The 24,370-nt window shown below is 71.8% G+C and carries 18 protein-coding genes; 15 read left to right on the top strand and 3 right to left on the bottom strand.

Going from position 1 to position 24,370, the window contains the following annotated elements:
- The first annotated feature begins 2 nt into the window (after window positions 1-2).
- From OHA86_RS03740 to OHA86_RS03670, 15 genes are all read left to right on the top strand, one after another.
- Window positions 3-407, top strand: a complete 405-nt coding sequence (locus tag OHA86_RS03740) for an ATP-binding protein (protein ID WP_329172442.1) — start codon at window positions 3-5, stop codon at window positions 405-407.
- Between the two features lie 213 nt (window positions 408-620).
- Window positions 621-1,454, top strand: a complete 834-nt coding sequence (locus OHA86_RS03735; protein WP_329172441.1) for an STAS domain-containing protein — start codon at window positions 621-623, stop codon at window positions 1,452-1,454.
- Window positions 1,451-1,876 (top strand): STAS domain-containing protein, encoded by a 426-nt coding sequence (locus OHA86_RS03730; RefSeq protein WP_329172439.1) that lies wholly within the window; start codon window positions 1,451-1,453, stop codon window positions 1,874-1,876. The genes OHA86_RS03735 and OHA86_RS03730 overlap by 4 nt, the downstream gene beginning before the upstream one ends.
- 44 nt (window positions 1,877-1,920) lie before the next feature.
- Complete coding sequence (locus tag OHA86_RS03725) at window positions 1,921-2,274, top strand: anti-sigma regulatory factor (protein ID WP_329182207.1); 354 nt, start codon at window positions 1,921-1,923, stop codon at window positions 2,272-2,274.
- The gene (locus OHA86_RS03720) at window positions 2,271-3,503 is read left to right on the top strand and encodes an ATP-binding protein (protein ID WP_443071625.1); all 1,233 of its coding nucleotides are present in this window, start codon (window positions 2,271-2,273) and stop codon (window positions 3,501-3,503) included. The genes OHA86_RS03725 and OHA86_RS03720 overlap by 4 nt, the downstream gene beginning before the upstream one ends.
- The gene (locus OHA86_RS03715) at window positions 3,500-4,873 is read left to right on the top strand and encodes a PP2C family protein-serine/threonine phosphatase (RefSeq protein WP_329172435.1); all 1,374 of its coding nucleotides are present in this window, start codon (window positions 3,500-3,502) and stop codon (window positions 4,871-4,873) included. The genes OHA86_RS03720 and OHA86_RS03715 overlap by 4 nt, the downstream gene beginning before the upstream one ends.
- An 80-nt stretch (window positions 4,874-4,953) precedes the next feature.
- Window positions 4,954-5,499: a ferritin-like domain-containing protein gene (locus OHA86_RS03710; protein WP_329172433.1), complete on the top strand. Its 546-nt coding sequence runs from the start codon at window positions 4,954-4,956 to the stop codon at window positions 5,497-5,499.
- A gap of 212 nt (window positions 5,500-5,711) precedes the next feature.
- On the top strand, window positions 5,712-5,852 hold the full coding sequence (locus tag OHA86_RS03705) for a hypothetical protein (RefSeq protein ID WP_329172432.1): 141 nt from the start codon (window positions 5,712-5,714) through the stop codon (window positions 5,850-5,852).
- Window positions 5,853-6,112: 260 nt separating this feature from the next.
- Entirely contained in the window at window positions 6,113-7,000 is an 888-nt protein-coding gene (gene scoE / locus OHA86_RS03700; RefSeq protein WP_443053994.1) for a (3R)-3-[(carboxymethyl)amino]fatty acid oxygenase/decarboxylase, read from the top strand.
- 94 nt (window positions 7,001-7,094) lie between these two features.
- The gene (locus OHA86_RS03695) at window positions 7,095-7,658 is read left to right on the top strand and encodes an FcoT family thioesterase (protein WP_329172430.1); all 564 of its coding nucleotides are present in this window, start codon (window positions 7,095-7,097) and stop codon (window positions 7,656-7,658) included.
- Window positions 7,655-8,065: an acyl carrier protein gene (locus OHA86_RS03690; RefSeq protein ID WP_329172428.1), complete on the top strand. Its 411-nt coding sequence runs from the start codon at window positions 7,655-7,657 to the stop codon at window positions 8,063-8,065. The genes OHA86_RS03695 and OHA86_RS03690 overlap by 4 nt, the downstream gene beginning before the upstream one ends.
- A 50-nt stretch (window positions 8,066-8,115) precedes the next feature.
- The gene (locus OHA86_RS03685) at window positions 8,116-14,595 is read left to right on the top strand and encodes a type I polyketide synthase (RefSeq protein WP_329172426.1); all 6,480 of its coding nucleotides are present in this window, start codon (window positions 8,116-8,118) and stop codon (window positions 14,593-14,595) included.
- 56 nt (window positions 14,596-14,651) lie between these two features.
- Complete coding sequence (locus OHA86_RS03680) at window positions 14,652-16,232, top strand: long-chain-fatty-acid--CoA ligase (protein WP_329172425.1); 1,581 nt, start codon at window positions 14,652-14,654, stop codon at window positions 16,230-16,232.
- 39 nt (window positions 16,233-16,271) lie between these two features.
- Window positions 16,272-17,291: a beta-ketoacyl-ACP synthase III gene (locus tag OHA86_RS03675; RefSeq protein ID WP_329172424.1), complete on the top strand. Its 1,020-nt coding sequence runs from the start codon at window positions 16,272-16,274 to the stop codon at window positions 17,289-17,291.
- A complete protein-coding gene (locus OHA86_RS03670) occupies window positions 17,288-17,524 on the top strand; it encodes a phosphopantetheine-binding protein (protein WP_329172422.1) in 237 nt (78 codons plus the stop codon). Before OHA86_RS03675 ends, OHA86_RS03670 begins: the two co-directional genes overlap by 4 nt.
- Window positions 17,525-17,725: 201 nt before the next feature.
- On the opposite strand, the gene OHA86_RS03665 is transcribed toward OHA86_RS03670, so the two are convergent.
- The 3 genes from OHA86_RS03665 to OHA86_RS03655 form a co-directional block, all read right to left on the bottom strand.
- A complete protein-coding gene (locus OHA86_RS03665; protein ID WP_329172420.1) occupies window positions 17,726-18,073 on the bottom strand; it encodes a LysR family transcriptional regulator in 348 nt (115 codons plus the stop codon).
- Window positions 18,074-18,817: 744 nt separating this feature from the next.
- Window positions 18,818-20,407: a purple acid phosphatase family protein gene (locus OHA86_RS03660; RefSeq protein ID WP_329172419.1), complete on the bottom strand. Its 1,590-nt coding sequence runs from the start codon at window positions 20,405-20,407 to the stop codon at window positions 18,818-18,820.
- Between the two features lie 138 nt (window positions 20,408-20,545).
- A complete protein-coding gene (locus tag OHA86_RS03655; protein ID WP_329172418.1) occupies window positions 20,546-23,944 on the bottom strand; it encodes a CARDB domain-containing protein in 3,399 nt (1,132 codons plus the stop codon).
- Window positions 23,945-24,370: the final 426 nt, after the last annotated feature.

Genomic DNA, 24,370 nt, shown 5'->3' with positions numbered 1-24,370 from the left:
CGGTGCGTGTCAGCGGGACGTACGACGGTGAGTCGGGTTCCATAGCGGAGGCAAGGAGGCTGGCCACGGTTTTTCTCGGCCGGGTCGTCGCCGAGGGCGCCGCGCCCGTGCCCGCCGACGTCGTGGGGATCGCGCAGCTGGTCGTCAGCGAACTGGTGACCAACGCGGTCAAGCACGTCGGCGGCCCGTGCGGTGTGGACCTCGAACTGGTCGGGGACGCGGTCGAGATCGGCGTCTGGGACCACTCCTCGCAGCCCGCGACGGTCATGGACCACGATCCGGCCCGCATCGGCCGGCACGGCATGGAGATCGTCGCGGCCCTGTGCGGAGGCTTCGAGGTGGATCTCACACCCACGGGCAAGCGGGTCACCGTCCGTCTGTCGCTGCGTCCGGCCCCCGGCCGGTGAGCTGGCACAACGCTGTGAACGGCGCGCGGGGGACGCAGTTGCCTCCTGGCCCGTGAGCCGGTCGGATCAGGCGATAAGCTACGCCAGCGGTGGACCGGTCATCGATCCGTCGCTCTCACGCGAAGGCAGTGCAGCGGTGCCCTGACCTGGTCGGATGTTCGAGACGATGTAGGGGAGCGCATTGTGGTCGCAACGAGCGGAACCGAAGGACTTGTGACATTGCTGTCCGGCGCGGGCGCCGACAGCGACCCGGCCGCCGAGTGGGTGGACCGCGTGTCGTCCTCCCTGGGCGGGCGCGTCAGCCGTGCGGAGGTCGACCGCGAACTGCGGGAGCTGTACACGGCGCTGCTGGCCGCCCTCGGCCAGGGCAGCCTCGACGCGCACGGCGAGGAGTTCGGCGAGGTGCGGGCCCTGCTGACCGAGCTGTCCCGCAACCGCGCCCGCCAGGGCTTCACCCCCTCGGAGACGGCCCTGAGCGTGTTCGCGCTCAAGCCGGTCCTGGAATTCGGCCTCACCGGTGGCGCGAGCGGCGATATCCAGGCGTACCTCCAGCTCGCGCAGCTCCTCGACGCCCTGGGCCTGTTCACCATCGAGACCTACACGCGGACACGCGAAGAGCTGATCACCGCCCAGGCCGAGCAGCTGCTCGAACTGTCGACCCCGGTGGTCAAGCTGTGGGACGGCGTGATCGGTGTGCCGCTGGTGGGGACGCTGGACTCCGCCAGGACGATGGTGGTCATGGAGAAGATGCTCCAGGCGCTCCTCGACACGGGGTCCGAGCAGGCCATCATCGACATCACCGGAGTGCCCGCGGTCGACACCGAGGTGGCCCAGCACCTGCTCAAGACGGTCGTCGCGGCACGGCTGATGGGCGCGGAGTGCACGATCTCCGGAATCCGTCCGCAGATCGCCCAGACCATCGTCGCCCTCGGCATCGACTTCGGGGACATCACCACCAAGGCGAGCCTGGCCGACGCCCTGCGCCACGCCCTGCGCCGCTCGGGGACCGCGCTGACCACGCTGCCGGGCGCGGGGACCGCCCGATGAGCGAGCAGATCCCGATCCTGCAGATAGGCCGCGTCCTGCTGGTCTCGATCCAGACCGACCTGGACGACCGCGCGGTGATGGCGCTCCAGGACGACCTGGCGGCCCGCGTGGTGGAATCCGGCGCGCACGGGGTGGTCATCGACATCACCGCCGTGGAGATCGTGGACTCCTTCGTCGGCCGGATGCTGGCGACCATCGCCTCGATCTCGCGGATGCTGGACGCCGAGACGGTGGTGGTCGGCATGCGCCCCGCGGTGGCGATCACCCTGGTCGAGCTGGGCCTGTCGCTCGGCGGCGTCAAGACCGCGCTGACCCTGGACAAGGGGCTGCGCGCCCTGGAGCGGTCCCGGGAGCAGGCGGAGGCCGGCCCGGACGACAGCGGGGAGTCCGACGGACCGCCCGACCGGGTGTTCGCGCCGTGACCGAGCCGGCGGTGCTCTCCATCACGGCCAACGAAGGCGTGGTGATGGCGCGTCAGATGGTGCGGGCGCTGGCGCAGGAGTGCCGGCTCTCCCTGGTGGAGCAGACCAAGCTGGTCACCGCGGCGAGCGAACTGGCCCGCAACGCGCTGATCTACGGCGGCGGCGGCACGATGACCGCGACCCTGGTCAGCGAAAGGGGCCGGCGCGGCGTGCGGGTCGTCTTCGTCGACCACGGACCCGGCATCCCGGACATCGACCTGGCGCTGACCGACGGCTGGACCTCGGGCAAGGGCATGGGCCTGGGGCTGTCCGGGTCCAAGCGCCTGGTCGACGACTTCCTCCTGGACAGCGTCGTGGGGCAGGGCACGACCGTCACGATCGCGAAGTGGGCCAGGTGAGCGCCACAGGGGTGCCGCCGCTCGTGGACTACGAGGACGTCTCGTGGTTCCGGGACGAGCCCGAGGCCGCCCGCGGCGCCGCGGCGGCGCTGGGCCGCAGGATCGGGCTCGGCGAGCACCGCACCGCGGAACTGGTCCTGGCGGTCGCCGAACTGGCCACCAACATGCGCCGCCACGCCGTCGACGGGTCCCTGCTGCTGCGGGTCGTACGCACCCCCGCCACGGCCGGCGTCGAGGTCGTCGTCGTGGACGGCGGCCCCGGGATCGCCGATGTGGCCGAGGCCCTGCGGGACGGCGTCTCCAGCGAGGGCACGCTGGGCATCGGCCTGGGAGCCGTCCGGCGGCTGGCCGACGTCTTCGACATCCACTCGCGGCCCGGGCAGGGCACCGTGCAGCTGGCCAGGTTCTGGCAGGCAGCCGAGCGCCCGCGGCCCGGCGCGGCCGAACCGGCGGTGGGCGGCGTCACCCGTCCTATCAGCGGCGAGCAGGTCTGCGGCGACGCCTGGGCGACCCGCACCGACCTCGCAGACGACGTCCGGGACGCCCGGGACGCCGGCGGCGCGCCGCCGCAGGCCCCGGAGCCTCCTCCCGCGCAGGCGGTCAACGACTGGGCCGCGCTGACCGGCACCCAGCGCCGGCCGGGTACGGCCACTTCGCCGCTGTCCGCCGCCGCGTCCCGGCGGGCGTCGCGCGCGGTTCCGGTGCGCTCGGCGGTCGCCGGCCGCGGCCCGGCCGTGCTGGTGATGCTGTGCGACGGGCTGGGCCACGGGCCGATGGCCGCGCTGGCGGGCCAGAGCGCCGTGCAGGCCTTCCGCTCCGGCACCTCACGGCTGCCGGAGCAGATCATGGAGCAGCTGCACAAGGCCCTGCGCGGGACCCGCGGCGCGGCGGTCGCCGTGGCCCGGGTCGAACCGGAGAACGGCCGCCTGCTGTTCTGCGGGGTCGGCAACATCACGGCCGCCCTGGTCACCCGGGACAGCCGGCACAGCCTGCTCTCGCAGCCGGGCATCGTGGGCCACCAGATGCACCAGCTGCGGACGTACGAACACCGGCTGCCCCCGTTCGGCGCGCTCGTGCTGCACTCCGACGGGCTCAACGAACGCTGGACCGCGCAGGACCTGGCGGGCCTGCTGCCGCACGCGCCGACCGTGGTGGCGGCGGGTCTGCTGCGGATGGCGGGAACCCGCCGGGACGACGCGAGCGTGGTGGTCGCGAAGGAGCTGTGGTGACACGGGACCTCGGGGTGAGCCGCGCGCTCTACTCGGAGCACGATGTGTTCGCGCTGCGCCGCAGCGCCAAGTCCGCCGCCGTGGCGGCGGGCATGGAGGAGCGCGACCAGGTGCGCCTGGCCACCGCGCTGAGCGAACTGGGCCGCGACCTGCTGCGCCCCGGCGCCCCGGTCATGGCCTCGTTCGGCATCGAGGAGCAGGCACCGCCGCTGCTGCGGGTGGAACTGGCCTGGCCCGACGAGCGGGACCCGAGCGAGGAGTCGCTCGCCCTGGTCGCGCGCCTGCTGCCGTACGTGCGGAGCGTCCCGCGCTCCGGCGCGGGCCGCTCCGGCGGACGTATCGAGGTCGCCTGCGAGCTGCCCGAGGCCACGAGCGCCGGGGACGCGGCCGTACGGGTCCACGAGGCGCTGCGGGCCGACCTGCCGACGATCACCGCGCTGGACGACCTGCGGGCCCAGACCAGGGACCTGGCCGCGGCGCTGGACGAGTCACGGGCGCAGCGCGACGAACTGGAGCGGCTCAACTCGGAGTTGACCGAGACCAACCAGGGCGTCATGGCGCTGTACGCGGAGCTGTCGGCGGAGCTGGAGGAGACCAACCGCGGTGTGGTGGCCCTCTACGGCGAGGAGCACCAGCTGGCGCTCACCCTCCAGCGGACCTTCCTGCCCTCGGAACTGCCGCAGATACCCCGGGTGGAGCTGGCGGTGCGGTATCTGCCCGCGGCCACCGAGACCGAGATCGGCGGCGACTTCTACGAGGCCGTCGACACCCCCGCCGGCCTTCTGCTGGCGGTGGGCGACGTGGTCGGCCACTCCCTCCAGGCCGCCATCGTCATGGGCGAACTGCGGCACGCGCTGCGGGCGTACGCCGCCGAGGAGCACCGTCCGCACGAGCTGCTGGAGCGCCTCGACCACCTGATGCGGCTGCACCAGCGGGGGTGGACCGCGACCGTCTGCGTGGTCCTGGTCGAACCCGGCGCGGGCGTGATCCAGGTCGCCAACGCCGGACACCTCCCGCCGCTGCTGATGCGGCCGGGCAAGCAGGGCGACTACCTCCGCGACCACGGCCCGCTGCTGGGCGTCGGCCTTCCGCAGCCGGCCGCGACCGTCCACCAGGTCGATCCGGGCAGCACCGTCGTGCTCATCACCGACGGGCTCATCGAGACCCGCGACCGGGACCTGAGCGAGCGCATGGAGGACCTCCGCGTGGCGACCGCCGCGCAGGGGGCGGCCGGCCCCGAGCGCCTCTGCGACGGTCTGCTGACCGTCTTCGGCGCGGAGCAGGAGGACGACATGATCGTCTTCGCCGCCCGCCTGGACCACTCGCCCGGGGACACCGCGGACGCCGCCGCGGCCCCCGGGAACGCGTAACGGTTTCAGGGCGGTCCGCCGGGCGTGCCGGTGCAGGGGCGGGGTACGTGAAAGGAGGTCGACACGAGGAGGAAGTTGCTGTGGCGGAGTTCCTGACCGATATCGAGACCATCCGTGAGCGGGCCCGTGCGGAGATCGGCAAGGGGCCGGTGACCGACGCCTACGGCGCCGACCTGGACAGAGTCCTCCAGGTGCTCAACGAGGCGCTGGCCACCGAGATCGTCTGCACACTGCGTTACAAGCGGCACTACTACACGGCGACGGGCATGTACGCGGAGCCCGTGGCGGCGGAGTTCCTGGAGCACGCGCAGGAGGAGCAGACGCACGCCGACAAGCTCGCCGCCCGCATCGTCCAGCTCGGCGGGAAGCCCGACTTCGATCCGGACACGCTGACCACCCGCTCGCACGCGCAGTACGACGCGAGCGCGGACCTGGTGACGATGGTCGAGGAGGACCTGGTGGCGGAGCGGGTCGCCGTCGCCTCGTACACCGAGATCGTGCAGTGGCTGGGCAACGGCGACCCGACCACGCGGCGGGTCTTCGAGGAACTGCTCGCCCAGGAGGAGGAGCACGCGGACGACCTGCGCGGGCTGCTGGAACGCATACCCCGGGACACGCAGGGCTGATACCGGCGGCCTCCCCGGTTCTGGAGGTCCTGACCGGCCGCGAGCGGAATCCGCCGCGGCCGGCGTTCTTTTTCGCGGAAGGACCCGAACCGGTGTCGGGCAGCCGTACCGAAGCACGTACCGCACCGCCCCCGGCATGAGCGCCGCGGTGAGGCCCGCCTCCCCGCGGCGCTCGCCCGATGTCGGGCGCGACGCCGGGCGCGACTCCGAGCGTGACCGCGGACCCGGGTCCCGAGAAGGGGCTCGGGGTGTTCAGCACCGCCGCGGCGTCCGGCAAGCCGTCAGGCAAGGGCACGGTCCGCCGCTACACGGTGCAGGTCGAGAAGGGGACCGGCGTCCCGCACGTCACGTGAGCGGCCCGCCCGCGGCTCTCGGCTGCGCGGGGCCCGGCCCGGCGCCCGGTCCCGCGCCCGGCACACCGCTGTGCGGCAATTCGATCACAGCGCGGCGCCTTGTGGATCATCAAAGCGATAAGAAGAAGTGATTGGCCAGCGGATCGGAGGCCTCCATAGACTCTCACCCACGACGCGACCGTCACGCCTCTTGGAAAGCCAACTCAACAGGAGTTCTGGCAACTTCGGGCTGCCATCGGTTGCTCAACGGGAGGGAACCAGTGATCGTCGCTAGGCAACCCGGCAGCAAGATGGGCGTCAGCGTCTCCGGTTTCGACGCGTCGACCGCGTCCGCCGAGGATCTCGACGAGCTGAAGAGGCTCGTCTACACCGAGAAGATCGTCGTCCTCAAGGAGCAGGACTTATCCCCTGCCGCCTTCGTCGGACTGGGCCGCAGCCTCGGCCAGGTCGAGCGCTACTACCAGCCCATGTACTGGCACCCCGAGGAAGCCGATATCTTCGTCTCCTCGAACGTCCCGCGCGACGGCCAGCAGATCGGTGTTCCGCGGACCGGGAAGTTCTGGCACGCGGATTACGAATTCATGCCGAATCCCTTCGGACTGACCCTGATATACCCGCAGGTGATTCCCAAGGCCAATCGCGGCACGTACTTCATCGACATGGCCAAGGCGTACACGGGACTGCCGGACGAGATCAAGGACGTCCTGGCGGGAACGTACTGCCGGCACAGCGTGCAGCGGTACTTCAAGATCCGCCCGACGGACGTCTACCGGCCGATGATCGACATCCTGGCCGACATCGAGGCGGAGACCCCCACCGTCCGGCACCCCACGGTCATCGTCCACCCGGTCACCGGGGAGCGCATCGCCTACCTCAGCGAGGGCTTCGCGCTGTCCCTGACCGACGCCGACGGCAAGGAGCTGGACAGCGGGCTGCTGCGCCAGGTCCTGGAGCACACCGGCCAGCTGGACGACACCTTCGAGCACCCGAACATCCACCTGCAGACGTTCGACAAGGGCGATCTGCTGGTGTGGGACAACCGCACCCTGATCCACCGGGCGCTGCACACCACCAAGCCGGAGCCGACCGCCTCCTTCCGTGTCACGGTGCACGACGACCACCCGTTCTACGACGGCATCGCCGTGTGACCGCTCCCCGCCGAGCGGGGAGTGGACCGAGCCGACCTCCTCGGCGTTCCGCCGGAACGCCAGGGAGACCAGCCCTGGAGGAGATGGCGCGCGCATGGAGACCGCTTCACCCCCGCCCGCCGTGCACCCCACGGACGAGCCGCTGCTCGCCCGGGTGCTGCGGGTGTACAAGCCGAGCTGCCAGTACCTGAAGTCGGCCACCGTCACGACGGACGGCGGTCTCACCGTCGCGACGTGCGAGTTCGCGATCCCGGCGCCCTTCTACATCGACGACACCGGGCACTTCAACGCCGTGGAATTCAACCTCTGCTACAACCAGATGATGTATTACGCGGTGGCGAAGAGCGTCAAGGAAGGGCTGATGGCGCCGTTCGCGCACTGGACGATGGACGACTACTGGCAGCGCCAGCTGCCCGACTTCCTCATCGTCGACTTCCACAGCTCCTTCAGCAAGGGCGTCAAAGTGGCCCGCTTCCACGGTGAGATCGCCTTCCGCAAGGTCCGCGAGAGCGCGGGCGGGCGCAACTGGCAGCCGATGATCGTCGCCGACACCACCTGCCGCTACTGGGACGACGAGGGAGGGCGCAGCCAGGGCGAGGTCCGGATGGTGATCGTCAACCCGCCCCCGCGCGAGCAGCCGGAAGGGAGCGCGCAGTGACGCAGCCCGATGACACCCCCTGGGTCCGCCGGCTCGCGGCCACCGCGCTGCCAGAACGGCCCGCCCTGCTGGAGGAGCTGGTGCTGCGCGAGTTCCGTGCCGCGCTGCTGATGTCGGACACCGACGTACTGCCGTACGACGAGAGCTACTTCGCACATGGCCTGACCTCGCTCGGGGCGACCGAGATCGAGCAGCGGCTGGAGGCGACGCTGGGCCGGCAGGTGGACGCGGCGAGCCTGCTCAACCACCCGACCGTCAGCCATCTTCTCGCCCATCTGCGGACCGAGGTGCTCACGGAGTTCTTCCCGGCGGCCGAGGTCCGGCCCGGCCCGGTCCCGCCGGCCGGGGATTCAGGGGTGCCCAAGGCACTGGTGCACGACCTGTTGAAGGACCTCTACAACTCCTGACACCTCCCAGCCGGCCCCCGGCGCTCGCAACGACAGCGGGAGACACACCGATGACTGACCCTGCTCCGGCTCCTGCCACGGACAAGGACGCCCTGCTCCGCCGGCTGCTCCTGGAGAAGTACGAACCCATCGCCGTCGTGGGCATCGGGCTCAGGCTCCCCGGCGGCAACGCCACGCTGGACGGCTTCGCCGACTTCCTGAGCGAGGGCCGGGACGGGGTCACCCCGGTCCCCGCGGACCGGTGGGACTCCGAGGCGCTGCACACGGCCGAGCGCGGCACCAAGGGCAAGATCGCCACGGCCGGCGGCGGCTTCGTCTCCGGGATCGACCGCTTCGACGCGAAGTTCTTCAACATCGGGCCCAAGGAAGCCGGCTACCTCGATCCGCAGCAGCGGCTGGTGCTGGAGGCGTCGTGGCACGCGCTGGAGTCGGCGAACATCGACCCGGCGGCGCTGCGCGGCGGCAGCGGCGGGGTGTACATGGGGGTCAGCTCCGCCGACTACGCGGTCGAGATGGACGTCCTGGACGCCGAGGGCCTCGACGCGCACGTCGGCACCGGGACCGCGCACAGCGCCATCTCGGGCCGGCTGTCGTACTTCCTGGGCTGGCGCGGTCCGTGCATCAGCATCGACACCGCCTGCTCCTCCTCGCTGGTCGCCATGCACCTGGCCGCCAAGGGCCTGCGCCAGGGCGAGTGCGACATCGCGCTGGCCGGCGGGGTCAACGCCGTCCACCACCCGCGCAACCACATCGTCTTCTCGCAGGCGAACATGCTCGCCCTCGACGGCCGCTGCAAGACCTTCGACGAGTCCGCCGACGGCTACAGCCGCAGCGAGGGCGTCGGTGTGCTCGCCCTCAAGCGCCTCTCGGACGCGAAGCGGGACGGCGACCGGATCCTGGCGCTGCTGCGCGGCTCCTCGGTGCGCCAGGACGGCGAGAGCGGCGGGCTGACGGTGCCGAACGGCATCGCGCAGGCCGCGGTGATGCGCGCCGCGCTCGCCGACTGCCTGCTGGAGCCCGGCGACATCGGCTACGTCGAGGCGCACGGAACGGGCACCTCGCTCGGCGACCCGATCGAGATGGGGGCCGTCAACGCGGTCTTCGGCGCGTCCCGCTCCAAGGACGCCCCGCTGGTCGTCGGCTCGGTGAAGACCAACATCGGCCACATGGAGGCGGCGGCCGGCGCGGGCGGTGTGATCAAGGCCGTGCTGCAACTGCGCGACCGGGTGCTCTATCCGCACCTCGGCCTGGTCAACCCGAACAGCAAGATCCCCTGGGACGAGTACCCGGTCACCGTCCCGGCCGACGCCCGGCCCTGGGCCGGCGGCACCCGCCGCGCCATGGTCAACTCCTTCGGCTTCGCCGGCACCATCGCCTCGGTCATCCTGGAGCAGGCCCCGCCGTCGAGCCCGCCGCCGGCCGTGCCGCCGCCCGGGTCCCGGCCGGCCGGGCAGGACGCGGTCCTGCCGCTGCTGACGGTGTCCGCCAAGACCCCGGCCGCGCTGCGCCTCCAGGCCGCCGCCTGGCGCGACGCCCTGGACGCCCTCCCGCAGGAGGACCTCGCGGCCTTCTGCCGGACCGCCAACACCGGCCGCAGCCACTTCCCCGCGCGGGCCGCCGCGCCGGTGGCCGACATCGCCGCGGCGCGCGCGTTCCTGGACAGGGCCGTCGCCGCGGACACCGGCGCCCGGCCGGCCGACGACGGCCTGCGCGGCGCGCCCGTCTGCTTCCTGTTCACCGGCCAGGGCGCCCAGTACGCCGGCATGGGCCGGCCGCTCTACGAGCGCTACCCGGTCTTCCGCGAGCAGGTGGACCGGCTGGACGTGCTGTTCGCGCCGCACCTGGGCCGCTCCGTGCGGGCCCTGATGCTCGGCGAGAGCGAGGGCGCCGACCAGGACATCCACCGGACGCAGTACACCCAGTGCGCGCTGTTCACCCTGGAGTACGCGCTCGCCGCGCTGTGGCAGGACTGGGGCGTACGGCCCTCGGTCCTGCTGGGACACAGCATCGGCGAGATCGTCGCCGCCACGGTCGCGGGCCTGTTCACCCTGCCGGACGCGGTGCGGCTGGTGGCCGCCAGGGCCCGGCTGATGCAGTCCGTCACCGCCCCCGGCCGGATGACCGCGGTACGGGCGGCGGCCGAGGACGTCGCACCGGTGATCGAGGGCTACGCCGACGTCAGCTTCGCCGCCGTCAACACGCCGAACCAGTGCGTGATATCCGGCGGTACGGCCTCCCTGGACGAGATCGAGGAGACGCTGCGGGAGCGCGGCCTGACATGCAAGGGGCTGCCGGTCTCGCACGCCTTCCACTCGCCGCTGATGGCCGAGGTCTTCGACGCCTTCCGCGCGGAGATCCGGGACATCGCCTTCTACGAGCCGACGATCAGCTTCGTGTCCAACCTGACCGGCAAGGTCGCCGAGTACGCGGAGGTCGCCACCGCCGACTACTGGGTGCGGCACATCGGCCGGCCGGTCGCCTTCGCCGCGGGCCTGAGCAGTGTCCGGGCCAGGGGCCGCCATGTCTTCGTGGAGGTCGGCCCGTCCGGCGCGCTGATCGGGATGGGCCGGCGGAGCGAGGACGCCGCCTCGCACGTGTGGCTGGCCAGCCTGGTGCCCACCGACACCGACGGCGGCACGATCGCCGCCGCGCTCGCCACGTCCTACGCCACCGGGCTGTCCGTCGACTGGGCCGCCTACCACCGGGGCCGCACCGGGCCGCTGGCGGACCTGCCGCCGTACGCCTTCGACCGCAAGCGGCACTGGCTGCCGGCCGGTGCCCGCCGCCGGCTCGGCGACCCGGCCGCCACCGCCTCCGACGCGGCGGGCCTGCTCGGCCGGGAGTCCACCACCGACCAGCAGCGCGCCGCGGGCGTCCGCGAGTTCCGTTCGCTGGTCGGTCCCGACAACCCGGCCTATCTGGGCGACCACGTGGTGATGGGCCAGGTCGTCTTTCCCGGCGCGGGCTTCGTGGAGCTGGCGTTCGCGCTCGCCGACGCGGTGTACGGGGAGACCGTGCGCCCGCTGCGGGACCTGCGCATCCTTGAGCCGCTGCTGCTCGCCGAGGGGGCCGACGCCGATGTGCGCACCCGCCTGCTGCCCGGCGCGGACGGTGCGGCGGCCCTGGAGATCGTCAGCCTGGTGCCCGGCGGCGACACCGTCATCGAGCGGCGGCACGTCACCGCCGTCCTCGGCCCGGTCCCCGGCCGCGAGGCGGAGCCGGGCGGTGTCCGCGAGACGCTGGCGGCGCTCGCGGACACCGCCGCCCCGGCGACGGGCGAGCAGCGGGGCGAGGACCTGTACGCGGACTTCGCCGACGTCGGCCTCGCCTACGGCGCCGAATTCCGCCGCCTGGTCCGGGTCAGCACCCACCCGGACGGCGTCGCGCTCGGCGTCGTACGCGGCCCGGACGGCAGCGAGCCGGCCCTGCTGCACCCCGCGGTCCTGGACTGCGCCATGCAGACCCTCGCCGCGGTGGCCCCGGCCGGCGGCACCTTCCTGCCCGTGGGCTTCGACGAGATCGCGCTGCACAAGAAGCCCCGCGGCGAACTGCGCACGGTGCTGCGGCTGTCGGACCCGGGCGACGGCGAACTGACCGCCGACATCCTGGCGTCGGAGGGCGAGCGGCCGGTGTTCAGCGTGCGCGGGCTGCGCCTGCGGCGGGTGACCAACACCGCCACCCCGCGCCGCGTCGTGCACGAGCCGCACTGGACCAAGAAGAGCCTGCCCACCGCGGGCGGCGCGGCCGAACGGGACATCGTGGTGGTCGGCGCCGCCCCCGACCGGCTGCCGGCCGCGCCCGCCGGGGTGCGGCTGCGCTTCGCCGCGGACGCGGACCAGGCCGCCGTCCTGCTGGCGGAGGCCCGGCGCGGCACCGTCGTGTGCTGGTTCTGGACACCGGGGCAGCGGCCGGCCGCGGACAGGAGCCCGGCCGCCGACGTGGAGGCGCTGCGCGCCGAGAGCGAGCGCAACTACCGCGACCTGCTCCACCTCGTGTCCGTCCTGGACTCGGCGGGGCCGGGCGGCACGCCCAGGCTGCTGCTGGTCACCGAGGCCGCCCAGCGGCTGCCGAAGGACCCGGTGCGGGACCAGGCGGACCCCGCCGGCCTGGCCGCCGCCTCCCTGTGGGGCTTCGGGCAGGTGCTGTTCAAGGAGTACCCGTCGCTGCGGGTGACACTCGCCGACCTGCCCGCCGACGCCGGCGACCAGGATCTGCTGGCGCTGCTCGACGAGTGCGGCGAGACCGGGGACGCCGACCACCGGATCGCTTTGCGGGCCGGGGTGCGGCACGTCCTGCGGCTGCGCCCGGTGGCCGAGGACCAGGGCGGCCAGGAGGCCAACTTCGAGCTGGCCATCACCGAATACGGGCAGTTCTCGAACGTCAGGCCGGTGCCGGTGCCCGACCGCGCGCCGGAAGGCGACGAGATCGAGGTCCAGGTGCACGCCGCCGGGGTGAACTTCAAGGACGTGCTCAACGTCCTGGGCATGCTGCGCCAGCACGCGCTGGACACCGGTATCGAGTACGTACCGCTGCCGCTGGGCTACGAGGCGTCCGGCACCGTACTGTCCGCGGGACCCGGGGCGGAGTTCGCGCCCGGCGACGAGGTGCTGTTCAGCCACCTGGGCTGCATGCGGCGCCGGGCCACCGTGCCGTCGGCCGTCGCCGTCCGCAAGCCCGCCGCCATCAGCTTCGCCGAGGCCGCCGGGCTGCCCGCCGCGTATGTGACCGCCTACTACGCCCTGCACGACCTGGCCGGCATCCGGCCGGGCGACCGGGTCCTGGTGCACGCCGCCGCGGGCGGTGTCGGGCAGGCCGCGATCCAGCTCGCCCGGCTCGCCGGGGCCGAGGTGTACGCGACGGCCAGCCCGCGCAAATGGCCGCTGCTGCGGGCGCAGGGCGTCCGGCACATCATGAACTCCCGCACCCTGGACTTCTCCGACCAGGTGCTGGAAGCCACCGGCGGCCGGGGCGTGGACATCGTCCTCAACAGCCTCAACAAGGACCACATCCCGGCGACCGTACGCTGCCTGGGCGAAGGCGGGCGGTTCCTGGAGATCGGCAAGATCGGCGTCTGGTCGCCCGAGCGCATGCGCGAGGCCCGCCCCGACGTGGACTACCACTGCTTCGACCTCAGCGAACTCCCCGAGGCGGAGCTGAACCGGATCAACAAGTCGACACTGGAGACCGTCGTCGGCCTGATGGACACCGGGGACCTCGGACCGCTGCCGACCGTCGGCTACGCGCTGGACGAGATCGAGGAGGCCTTCGGCGTCCTCAGCCGGGGCGCCAACACCGGCAAGCTGGTGCTCGAATTCCCGGTCCCCGCCGCCGGCCCCGCCGCGGAGCCGGTGCGCCTGTCGGCGGACGAGACCTATCTGATCACCGGCGGCCTCGGGGCGCTCGGCCTGGTCGCCGCCCGCAAGCTGGTCCGCGAGGGGGCACGGCACCTGGCGCTGGTCAGCCGCCGGGCGGTGGACGGCGCCGAGGTCGCCCGGCTGGCCGCGGACCTGGGTCCCGACGTCCGGCTCGCCGTCCTGCGCGGCGACATCGCCGACGCCGGCGATGTGGCGCGGATCCTCGCCGAAGTGGAGGCCGGGCAGGCGCCGTTGGGCGGGGTGCTGCACGCGGCCGGTGTGCTCGCCGACGCGCCGGTCTCCCGGCAGACCTGGCAGAGTCTGGACGCGGTACTGCGGCCCAAGATGTACGGAAGCTGGCTGCTGCACCGGGCCACCGCCGAACTGCCGGGCCTGCGCTTCTTCGTCGGCTACTCCTCGGTGGCGTCCGTGGTCGGCTATATGGGCCAGAGCAACTACGCGGCGGGCAACGCCTTCCTCGACACCCTGATGCACCAGCGCGCCGCCGCGAAGCTGCCCGCACTCAGCGTCAACTGGGGTCCGTGGGCGGAGGTCGGCATGGCCGCCGAGCTGACCGCCCAGCAGATCCGGGCCATCGAGGTCCAGGGCATCAGGTTCCTCACCCCGGGCGACGGCACGCGCCAGCTGGTGCGGGCCTGGGACCGGCCCGGCGCCCAGGCGATGGTCTGCGAATTCGACTGGGAGCGGTATCTGACCGGACAGGCCGCCACGGACGCCTTCTTCACGGCGGTGCGGCCGCGTACCGGGACCGGCGGCGCGGTGTTCGACCTCGCCGAGCTGCTGGCCCGCCCGCGGACCGAACTGCCCACGGCGGTCAAGGAGGTGCTGCGCGTGCTGGTCGCCGCGGTGCTGAACTTCGAGCTGCCCGACGACGTCGAGTCCGACGCGAAATTCATCGAACTGGGGCTGGACTCGCTCGCCATGGTGGAGCTGAAGAACGCGCTGGAGTCCGCCTTCAGGACCGAGCTGTCCAGCTCGACGCTCTTCGACCACCCCACCGTCGGCACGCTGTCGGTGCACATCGCGGGCCTGCTGGCACCGCCGGACGGCGAGCCCGGCGCCCCGCAGGACGCCGGGGCCGCCGCCCCCGACCCCGACCCCGCAGGGCGGACGGCGGACACCGAGCTGACCGCCCTGCGCGAGTACACCTTGTGACGCCGCCGGCGGGAACGGCGCAGGTCAGACGACAACCTCTGCTGAACGGGAGCGGAATGAACACCGTCAGGTATTTTCCCGAGCTGCGGACGGTCACCGAGTCGATCGCGTTCCACGCCGCGCGCACTCCCGACCGCGCCGCGATCGAGTGCGAGGGGCGGACCGTCGACTACGGCCGGCTGCACCTGGAGAGCAACCGCGCCGCCCACGCCCTGCTGGCGGCCGGGCTCGGCGCCGGGTCACGGGTCGGCTACCTGGGCAAGGAGTCGGAGTTCTACTACGAGATCCTCTTCGCCTGCGCCAAGAGCGGCACCGTCCTGGTCCCGGTGAACTGGCGGCTGACCGCCTCCGAGGTGGACCACATCCTGCGCGACTCGCGGACCGAGGCGCTGTTCGTGGAGCCGGAATTCCTGCCGGCCGTCAGCGGCTGCGGAGAACTGCCCAGCCTGCGCGAGGTGGTCACGGTCCAGGCGCCCGGCGACCCGGCCGCCGGCTACCTGGCGTGGAAGGCCCGTTTCCCCGACACCGACCTCGATCCGGGCACCGGCCCCGACGACCCGCTGGCCCAGCTCTACACCAGCGGCACCACCGGGCTGCCCAAGGGCGTGGTCCTGCCGCACCGCAGCTTCTTCCGCATCCGCGACGGGCTGGCCTCGCAGGGCCTGCGCTGGATCGACTGGCAGGAGGGCGACCGCAGCCTGATCGGCATCCCCGGATTCCACGTCGGCGGGCTGTGGTGGTCGCTGCAGGGCTTCAACGCGGGGGTCACCAATGTGGCGATGCGGATGTTCACCAGCCATGACGCGATCGGGCTGTTCCGCGACGGCGCGGTCACCACGGCCTGTGTCGTGCCGGCCATGCTCCAGATGATCCTGGCCGATCCGGCCGTCGGCCCCGGGGACTTCCCCGCGCTGCGCAAGGTCGTCTACGGCGGCTCACCGATCTCGGAGAGCCTGCTCACCCAGGGCATCAAGGTGCTGGGCTGCGACTTCGCCCAGATCTACGGACTGACCGAGACCGGCAACACGGCCGTCTGCCTGCCGCCGGAGGACCATGTCGTCGGCAGCCCCCGGCTCAAGGCCGCGGGACGGCCGTATCCGGGCGTCGAGGCCAAGGTGGTGGACGACGACGGCACGGCACTGGCGGCGGGGGAGATCGGCGAGGTCCTGCTGCGCACCCCGGCGGCGATGCTCGAATACTGGGAACTGCCGGAGGCCACCGCGCGGACCCTGGTGGACGGCTGGATCCACACCGGTGACGCCGGATACCTGGACCCGGACGGCTATGTGTTCATCTGCGACCGGATCAAGGACGCCGTCATCGTCGCCGGTGAGAACGTCTACCCGGCCGAGGTGGAGAACGTGCTGTGCAAGCACCCGGCCGTCGCGGAGGCCGCGGTCATCGGGGTGCCGCACGAGCGGTGGGGCGAGTCGGTGCACGCCTACGTCGTCCTGCGCCCCGGGCACGAGGCCAGGCCGCGCGAGCTGATGCTCTTCCTCAAGGGCCGGATCGCCGACTTCAAGATCCCTTCCGGTTACGAGTTCATCGACACCGTCCCCCGCAATCCCAGCGGCAAGACACTCCGCCGTGTCCTGCGGGAGCGGCACTGGGCCGACCGCGAGCGGCAGGTCAACTGACGCCATGCGCACGGGGAGACGACGTGAAGGAGCAGGGCGATGACTGTCGCCGCGGTGATCTGCGGACTGGGCGGCTGGGTGCCGCCGCGCATCGTGACCAACGACGAGGTGGGCCGGGAACTGGGCGTCACGGACGACTGGATCCACGGCAGGACCGGCATCCGGCAGCGGCATGTGTGCGACGCGGGCACCGCGACCTCGGACCTGGCGCTGCGGGCGGGGGAGCGGGCACTGCGCTCGGCCCGGACGACCAGGACCGACGCGCTGGTACTGGCGACCGCCACTCCCGACCACCAGATTCCCGGCACCGCCCCGGCGGTCGCGGCCCGGCTCGGCATGGCGGGCGCCGCCGCCTTCGACGTCAACGCCGTGTGCACCGGGTTCGTCTACGCCCTGGCGACCGGCGCCGCCCTGGTGCGCGGGGGTCTGGCGGGCAGCGTGCTGGTGATCGGCGCGGACACCTTCTCCACGGTCGTGGACCCGGCCGACGAGATCGTCCGGCCGCTGTTCGGCGACGGTGCGGGAGCGGTGGTCCTGCGGGCCGGCGATCCCGGCGAGCCCGGCGCGGTCGGGCCGTTCGACCTGGGCAGCGACGGCGGCGAGCACGAGATGATCATCATGCCGGGCGGCGGCTCACGCCAGCGGGCCGGCGGCGCCCTGCCGGACCCGGCCGGCTCGTACATGACGATGCGGGGCCGGGAGGTCTTCGTCAACGCCGTGACCCGGATGACCGAGTCCTCGCGGGCGGTGCTCGCCCGCGCGGGCCGGGAGACGTCGGACGTGGACCGGGTGGTCGGCCATCAGGCGAACATCCGCATCCTGCGGACCATGGTCAGGCAGCTCGGACTGCCCGAGGACCGGCTGGTGAGCAACATCGACCGGGTCGGGAACACCTCGGCCGCCTCCATTCCGCTGGCCCTCGCCGACGGGGTCGCGTCCGGCCGGGTGGCGGCGGGGGAGTACGTGCTGCTGTCCGCCTTCGGGGCCGGGCTCACCTGGGGGTCGACCGTGCTGGAGTGGCCGCAGATCGCGCTGGACGAAGGGGAGACGAGCGTATGAGCACCATTGAGGAGCGCGTGCTGAAGGTGCTCGCCGAACGCTGCGAGGTGCCCCCGGACGCGTCCGCCGAGACCGCGCTCGCGTCGCTCGACCTGGACTCGCTGACGCTGCTGGAGGTCGGCTTCGGCCTCCAGAGCGAATTCCAGGCCCGGGTCGACGACGCGGTGGTGGCCGACGCGGAGACCGTGGGGGACCTGGTGCGCGCGGTGGAGTCCTGCGTGTCGGAGGCCTGACCGGGCGGAACGGACCGACAGGCCTGCCCCGCCCGGCTCCAGCGGCCCGCCGGGCCGGTTACCGGCCGGGGCGGGCGCCGCCCTGGGCGGCCGTACTGCGGTGCACGCGGTGCATGCGGGCGTCGTGGCGCTGTTCCTGCGGTGCCGGACGGAAGGCGTCGATGACGTGGCATCGGTCGGATGGCGGGTGGGAGACGCGGCTCAGCACGATTGGCTTGCGAGCGCCGCTCTGAAGTGCGCCGCGTAGGCGGCGTCGTCGAGGATGGCCAGGGCCGAGCGGGCGCCCCTGAGGAACTCGTGCCCCGCGGGGGTCAGCCGGACCACCCGGCTGGTGCGGAGCAGCAGTATCGTCGCGAGGTCCTTCTCCAGCCGGGCGATCTGCTGGCTGAGCGCGGGCTGGCTGATGTGCAGAAGCCTTGCGGCCCGGCCGAAGTGCAGTTCCTCGGCCAGACAGACGAAGGACCGCAGCCTGCTCAGTCCCATGTCGGCGGTGCGCCAGTCCAGCCCGCTCAGAGTTTTTCGGTCCTGGGGTAATGCGGCATTATTCATTCCCTATTTCTCCTCTGTGCGTATACGTGTCCATACGCCAGTCGCGAGCCGGGGCCGTTCCGTGATGCCGGCGGCTGGCTGGCAGAACCGCGGGGGGAGCGGGTACGCGCCGATCCGGTGATCGCGTTGCTGCCCGAAGGCGGCATTTACTCCGGATTCGTGCGCTTTGAATCGCTTCCGCCTGCGGCTTTCCGCGGTGGCCTGGATGGTGCTTCGGTGCCCCCGTCGGCGGACATGCCGCGCCAAACGCTGCTGAGCCAGTGCCGCACCGTTTCTCCTTGCCCGTTGTGACGTTCCCACATAAGACCGAACGAACGTACACGTAATATCATTAAGTGTTCTTGGGGCAGAGTCAAGGGACGGAGTAGGGCTACCTCGCTGATGGAAGGCCGATAAACGATACTTCACCACCGCGCGAGCCGATTTCAAAGTGATGGCGGTGCGGGCCATTGTCTATCGGCAGGAGGCCTTTTTCCCGGTAAGTGGTGCAGAACTCCCACCCGGGCTGTGGGTTTTTCCCGGCGAGAGGCCGGGTGACCGCATAGGCGAATGGGATTCGGCGCGGCCGGCCAGGACGGACGGCCCCGCGGTCGTGGCCGCCGGGCGCATCGCCGGGCAGGGCGCCGATTCGGGCGGTGATCCGTGCGGCGCGGTCCTAGGAATACCGGAATTGGCGGTACGCGGCAGCCGGCGGCACAAACGCGTCGGCGGCCACGAGGGATTCGTGGCCGCCGACAGGGAGGCTTACTTGGCGCGGCGCGCGACGGTGAAGTGGTCGATGCGCTTGCCCGTCTCGGCGATCGCCGAGACCGTCAGCGTCGACTCGCGGCCCGAGCGGGCCGGTTCGACGTCCACCGAGACGAACGAGTAGCCGGTGTAGCGGACCCGCGACCAGTGAACGGTGTCCACGACGTGGGCGCCGCCCTTGGCCGAGTGCCAGGTGGTCACCGTGTCCACCGGGTGCTCGCTGCCCTCGTAGCTGTCGGGGGCCGGGAAGTCGTACAGGCTGCGGCCTGCGCCGCCCGCGGTGATGTAGACCGTGCCGTCGGTGGCGGGACGCGTCGTCCCGCCGATCGGCACCGCGTGCGAGACCGCGCCCTTGTGGATCGCGTCGGTCCGCTCGTAGACGTGGTTGTGGCCGTTGATCACCAGGTCGACCTGGTGCTTCTCGAAGACCGGCACCCACTCGGCCTGCACACCGCCGTCGGAGGCGTGCGAGTTGGTGGTGGAGTAGGCGCAGTGGTGGAAGAAGACCACCAGGAAGTCGATGTCGCGCCGGCCGCGGTAGCCGGCCAGGGTGCGGTCGAGCCACGCGGTCTGCTTGCCGCCGGTGATCCCGTAGTTGGCGGGAATCTCGTACGACACGTCGTTCGCGTCGAGCGCGACCACCGCGGTGTTGCCGTAGACGAAGGAGTACGCGCCCGGCTGGTTCTTCGGGTCGTGGCCGTTCCCGGGCAGCGTCCAGCGGGCCTCCTGGCCGCCGTAGCCGTTCGGCGAGTACCAGGCCTCCATGTCGTGGTTGCCGGTGGTGACCATCCACGGCACCCGGGCCGACACCGACTCGGTCTGCGCCAGGAAGGAGTCCCAGGTGCGCGCGTCGTAGTCGGCCCCGTCGCTCTGCTGGCCCGAACCGTCCGGGTCCGCGTAGCAGATGTCGCCCGCGTGCAGGTGGAAGGCCGGGTTCTGGGCCAGGATCAGGGAGTCGTTGGCCAGGGCGTGGTAGCTGACGCCCTGGTCGCCGAAGGCGGTGAAGGTGAAGCGCTCACCGCGTGCGGGCGCGGTGGTGAAGGAGCCGATCGTGGCGAAGGCCGCCGAGGTCGCCGGGTCGAAGCCGTCGTGGCCGACACCGTAGTAGTAGGTGGTGCCGGGACGCAGGCCGCCGATCCGCGCGTGCAGGTAGAACTGGTCGACCGGCGGCAGCTTGCTGTTCAGCAGCTGCGGGGTGTGCAGGTCCCGGACCTCGGCCTCGATCTTGTGGCTGAGCGACCAGGGCTGCAGGCCGATCCGCACGAACGGCTTGCGCACCGCCAGCGGCACCTGCCAGGAGATGGTGAACTGCGTCCTGGGGTCGGCCCCGAACTGCAGGTGCCGCCCGAAGGGGGCGACCAGCGCACCGTCGACGTGGTGGCCGGTGGCCGGCCGGGTGAGCAGGTCGGGGGTCTGCGCCTGCGCGACCCCGCCGACCAGCCCGGACGCGGCGACCGTGCCCGCGGTGGCGATCCCGCCGAGCACCATGCGCCGACGCGTCACCTTGGACCGCAGATACTCGTGCTGCTCTGCCATGCTCATCTTCGCCGCGAGCCTGGCGTCTATACCCGTGTGAGGTGTGTCCATGCGGCGCAATCTCGCAGCGTCCGGCGACCGCAGGGCGACGCGAAGGTGAACCGCCGATGGCCGCTTGGGGCCCCGGACCGAAGTCCGGGGCCCCGCGGCGGAATCAGGCCTGCCGCCGCTCAGCGGTCCTGGCGGATATCAGGAGCTGGCGCCTCCCGTGACCGTGAACTGTGAGCCGGGTTCGATCAGGATGCTGCCCTCGGCCGAGTTGGTGATGGTCACGTTCGTCAGCGTCGCGCTGCCGCGGGCACCGCCCTGGGCCCTGATGCCGGCGCCGTTGTTGGACTTGTCGATCTTCACGTTGCTGATCACGACGCCCGGCATGCTGCCGCCGCCGTTCTTGAACTGGATGCCGTCGTAGGTCGAGTCGTAGATGTCGGTGTCCTTGATGGTGACACCGGTGATGTCGCGGCTCGACCCGAACAGCGTGATGGCGCCGAACTTCTGGGCCTCGCCCCAGAAGGCGCCGCCCGTCCGGTAGAGGGCGTTGTTGGCGACCAGCGTCTGCCCGGAGAAGGGCAGCGGGTCGTGGTCGGTCGCCAGCATGATGCCCGGGTAGTTCATCGTGTCGTAGACCAGGTTGTTCTCGACGCTGTTGCCGTAACCGCCGTAGATCGCGATGCCGTTGGCCCGCCACGGCAGCTGGATGGTGTTGTTGACGAAGTGGTTGTCGTGCGCGATGTCGACCGAGGGGTCCTTCACGTACCGGCTCGCCCAGACCGCCAGCGAGTCGTCGCCCGTGGTGCGGAAGGAGGAGTTGAAGACCCGCGAATTACGGGTGCCGTTGGTGAAGTTGATGCCGTCGGCGTAGGTGTCGCGGATGCGCATGCCGCTGAACTGGAGCCCGTCCGCCGGACCCCACAGGTCGGGGATGTTGTCGTAGTCGCGGCCGACCCAGACGCCCACGTTGGCGTGCTCGATCCACACGTTGCTGATCTTGGTGTCGCGGCCGAACCGGCCGTTGAGGCCCACGCCGCCCTCGTCGTTGCCGTCACCGCCGCGGATCCGGCCGGAGCCGAAGATGGCGATGTCGGAGATCTGCGTGTTGTTGTCGATGTCGAAGCCGAAGTTGCCCTCGTGCGGGTGGTTGATGCCGCCCGCGTCCTGCGGCTCGGTCAGGGTGTACAGCTGGGAGTACCACATGCCCGCGCCGCGGATCGTGACGTTGCTGATGCCCACCTGGTTGTACTGGCCCCGGTTCAGCGGGTCGTCGGTCAGGATCTTCTGCTCCTGCCGCCACTGGCCCGGCGGGATCCACACGCAGGTGATGGTGCCGTTCTGGTCGGCGGTCACCGCGCGCTGGATGGCGGCCGTGTCGTCGATCCCGTCGTCCGGCACCGCGCCGTACTCGGTGATCGAGGTGCACTCGGCCGGCTTGGCGGCCGGCGGGGCCACCTGCTCCAGGTCGACCAGGTCGATGATGTAGAACGACGCGGTGTCGGTGGCGTCGCGCTGCAGCCGGAAGGTGGTGCCCGCCGGATAGGTCTGGGTCAGCAGCGCGTTGGACTCGTCGAACAGCCGACGGGCGTCGGTCTGCGGGGTGTTGGTCAGCGACTCGGGGCCGTCGGTGTTGCCGTACAGCCAGCTGTGCTTCGAGGAGAGGGTGAGCTTGCGCACGAAGCTGTTGTTGACGTAGAGGCTGATGGTGGCGTCGATGCCGCCGCCGGCCGCCGCGTCGGGGATGGAGTTGCGCACCACGATGGAGTTGGTCGGGGTGGTCGAGGTGAACTGCACGTACTGGCCGGTGGAGTCCAGCCGCACCGACTTGCGGCCCGAGGACTCGGTGGCGAAGTTGGTGTGGCCGAAGGTGCGCACCTGGTCGGTGGTCAGCAGTGTGCCCTGGTACGTGCCGGCCTCGGCCTCGTACTCGGTGAACGGCACGGCCGCCCCGCGGCCGACGACGATCGCCTGCGAGAAGATGTTGTTGCTCTCGTTGGTCTCGGCGACGACGCCGGTCGCGTCGGCCGTGGCCACGATGGTGGCGCCGCCGCTGGTGGCGGTCCAGGTGCCGGTGACGTTCACGGTCGTCGTCGCGCCGGCCGCGATCGACGGCGTGTTGGTGTTCAGCGTGGTGCCGGCCACCGTCAGCCGGGTCACCGTGGTGGCGCCGGAGGCGGTGGTGCCGCGGTTGTGCACCGAGACGGTGAAGGAGACCGCCGCGCCGACCGCCGGGTTCGACGGGCTGGAGGTGATGCCGAGCACCTGGAGGTCCGGCCCGGGGCTCTGGGCGACCACCAGCTGGGTGGGCGCGGTCAGGCTGTTGTTGGCGTTGTTCTGCTCGATGATCGTGTCGGACGGGTCCACCGCGGCCGTGACGGTGTAACTGCCCACCGCCCGCTTGCCGACGGCGACCGAGACCGTGGTGGAGGCTCCCGCCGCCAGGGCGCCGACCGGGGCGGTGCCCGCGACGACACCGCCCACGCTGACGTTCACCGTGGTGGCGGCGGAGGCCGCCGAGCCGATGTTGCGTACCGTCGCGCTCACCGTGGTGGTGTCGGTCTCCACCGGAGCGGTGGGGGTCCAGGACAGCGCGGTGACGGTCAGGTCCGGGTTGGGCGCCGGTATCCCGATGGCCTGGAACTCGGCGACCTGGGCGCCGGGCGCGCCGGAGTTGCTGGTGATCGCCAGCTGCACGTCGGCGGCCCGGCCGCTGACCGGGATCCGTACCGAGTTCTGGTTGCCGGACGGGCTGAAGGTGTAGGTGGCCGCGGCTGACAGCGAGGTGAAGCTGCCGCCGGCCTGGCCCCGGCCGAGGACCTGGATCTTCTGCGTCCGGGTGCCCCAGGCGCCGTCGGGGTTGAGCTTGACCACCACGGAGGTGAGGTCGGCGTCGGCGCCGAGCTTCGCGGTCAGGGTCGACGGGAAGCCGTTGGACTCCCAGTAGGTGGCGGCCTGCCCGTCGTTGGCGTTGGCCGCGACGAAGGACTGGGTCGTGGAGGACGCCTCGATCGGCTTGCCGCGCGCGAGGTCGGTGCCGGTCCCGTCGCCCGGGTCACCGGGGCCGCCGCCGGGGTCGGTGGTGTCCGTGCCGTAGATCTCGAACTCCGAGAGCTGGGCCGCGGGCCAGCCGGTGTTGCCGGTGATGTTCAGCTTCAGGTAACGGGCGCTGGCCGCGGTGAAGTTGATGGTCACGGTGTTGGCCGAGCCCGGCGCGAACGCCCGTGCCTGCGAGGCGGCCAGCGTGCTGAACGTGGTCCCGTCCGCGCTGCCCTGCACGCTGAGCGTCTCGGACCGCGCCTCCCACGAGGCCGGCAGCTTGAGCACCACCTGGTCGACGGCGGCACTGTGCCCGAGGTCCACCTGGAGTCCCTGCGGGAAGACGTTCGTCGGGCCTTCCCAGTACGAGCCCTGGTTCCCGTCGGTGACGTTGGCGGCGGGGTAGCCCCCGGTGGACCCGCCGGCCGAGGCGGCCTTGCCCAGCGCCAGGTTGGGACGGTCGGCGGCCCCGGCGGAGGCGGCGAGGGGGGAGAGGCCGAGGGCGATCAGGCCGACCGACAGGACGCCGGTGACCAGGCGTCTGAGCTGCTTGCGTTTCATGTTCTCCTCTGTTCTGTCCGGAACGAGAGAGCGGGTGGGGGGAGGACCCCGGGCCGCATCGGCAGCGGTTCGCGCAGCACTGGGCGTGGCAGGACAGCAGCTCCTGCCACGAACTTGCAAACAGCAGCAAATAAATGTGGATGTCTTGGCCGGGTTTTTGCGAGTCAAAGGTTCCAATCATGTATCGCCTTTGTCAACGGTTTACGCACAGCTGGTGAGTTGATGACATACCCCGGTCCGGGCGGGACGGTGGTGACACCGGTGGCGCGGGAGCCGGCGTGACGCGCGCGGCCGGGACTTGCCGCCGGTGGCCGGGAGGGCAGACGCTGGAAGCGGGTGGGCCGCACCCTGCCGTCCCGTTCGGGACGGGGTGGCCGCCCGGCTGGTCGTCGCCCTCCGGGTCGGGTGCCCGCGGTCTCCAGCGGC

Origin of the sequence: Streptomyces sp. NBC_01477 (assembly GCF_036227245.1) — a bacterium.
In the GTDB taxonomy this organism is placed as follows: Bacteria; Actinomycetota; Actinomycetes; order Streptomycetales; family Streptomycetaceae; genus Actinacidiphila.
The sequence above is the reverse complement of the archived record's forward strand: the minus strand, read 5'-3'. Positions and strand labels throughout refer to the sequence as shown.

Coding starts and splice junctions, on each gene's coding strand:
- OHA86_RS03675 (WP_329172424.1), top strand. CDS start 16,272: ATGACTGTCGCCGCGGTGATCTGCGGACTGGGCGGCTGGGTGCCGCCG.
- OHA86_RS03730 (WP_329172439.1), top strand. CDS start 1,451: ATGAGCGAGCAGATCCCGATCCTGCAGATAGGCCGCGTCCTGCTGGTC.
- OHA86_RS03660 (WP_329172419.1), bottom strand. CDS start 20,407: ATGGACACACCTCACACGGGTATAGACGCCAGGCTCGCGGCGAAGATG.
- OHA86_RS03665 (WP_329172420.1), bottom strand. CDS start 18,073: ATGAATAATGCCGCATTACCCCAGGACCGAAAAACTCTGAGCGGGCTG.
- OHA86_RS03680 (WP_329172425.1), top strand. CDS start 14,652: ATGAACACCGTCAGGTATTTTCCCGAGCTGCGGACGGTCACCGAGTCG.
- OHA86_RS03670 (WP_329172422.1), top strand. CDS start 17,288: ATGAGCACCATTGAGGAGCGCGTGCTGAAGGTGCTCGCCGAACGCTGC.
- OHA86_RS03655 (WP_329172418.1), bottom strand. CDS start 23,944: ATGAAACGCAAGCAGCTCAGACGCCTGGTCACCGGCGTCCTGTCGGTC.
- OHA86_RS03685 (WP_329172426.1), top strand. CDS start 8,116: ATGACTGACCCTGCTCCGGCTCCTGCCACGGACAAGGACGCCCTGCTC.
- OHA86_RS03725 (WP_329182207.1), top strand. CDS start 1,921: ATGGCGCGTCAGATGGTGCGGGCGCTGGCGCAGGAGTGCCGGCTCTCC.
- OHA86_RS03695 (WP_329172430.1), top strand. CDS start 7,095: ATGGAGACCGCTTCACCCCCGCCCGCCGTGCACCCCACGGACGAGCCG.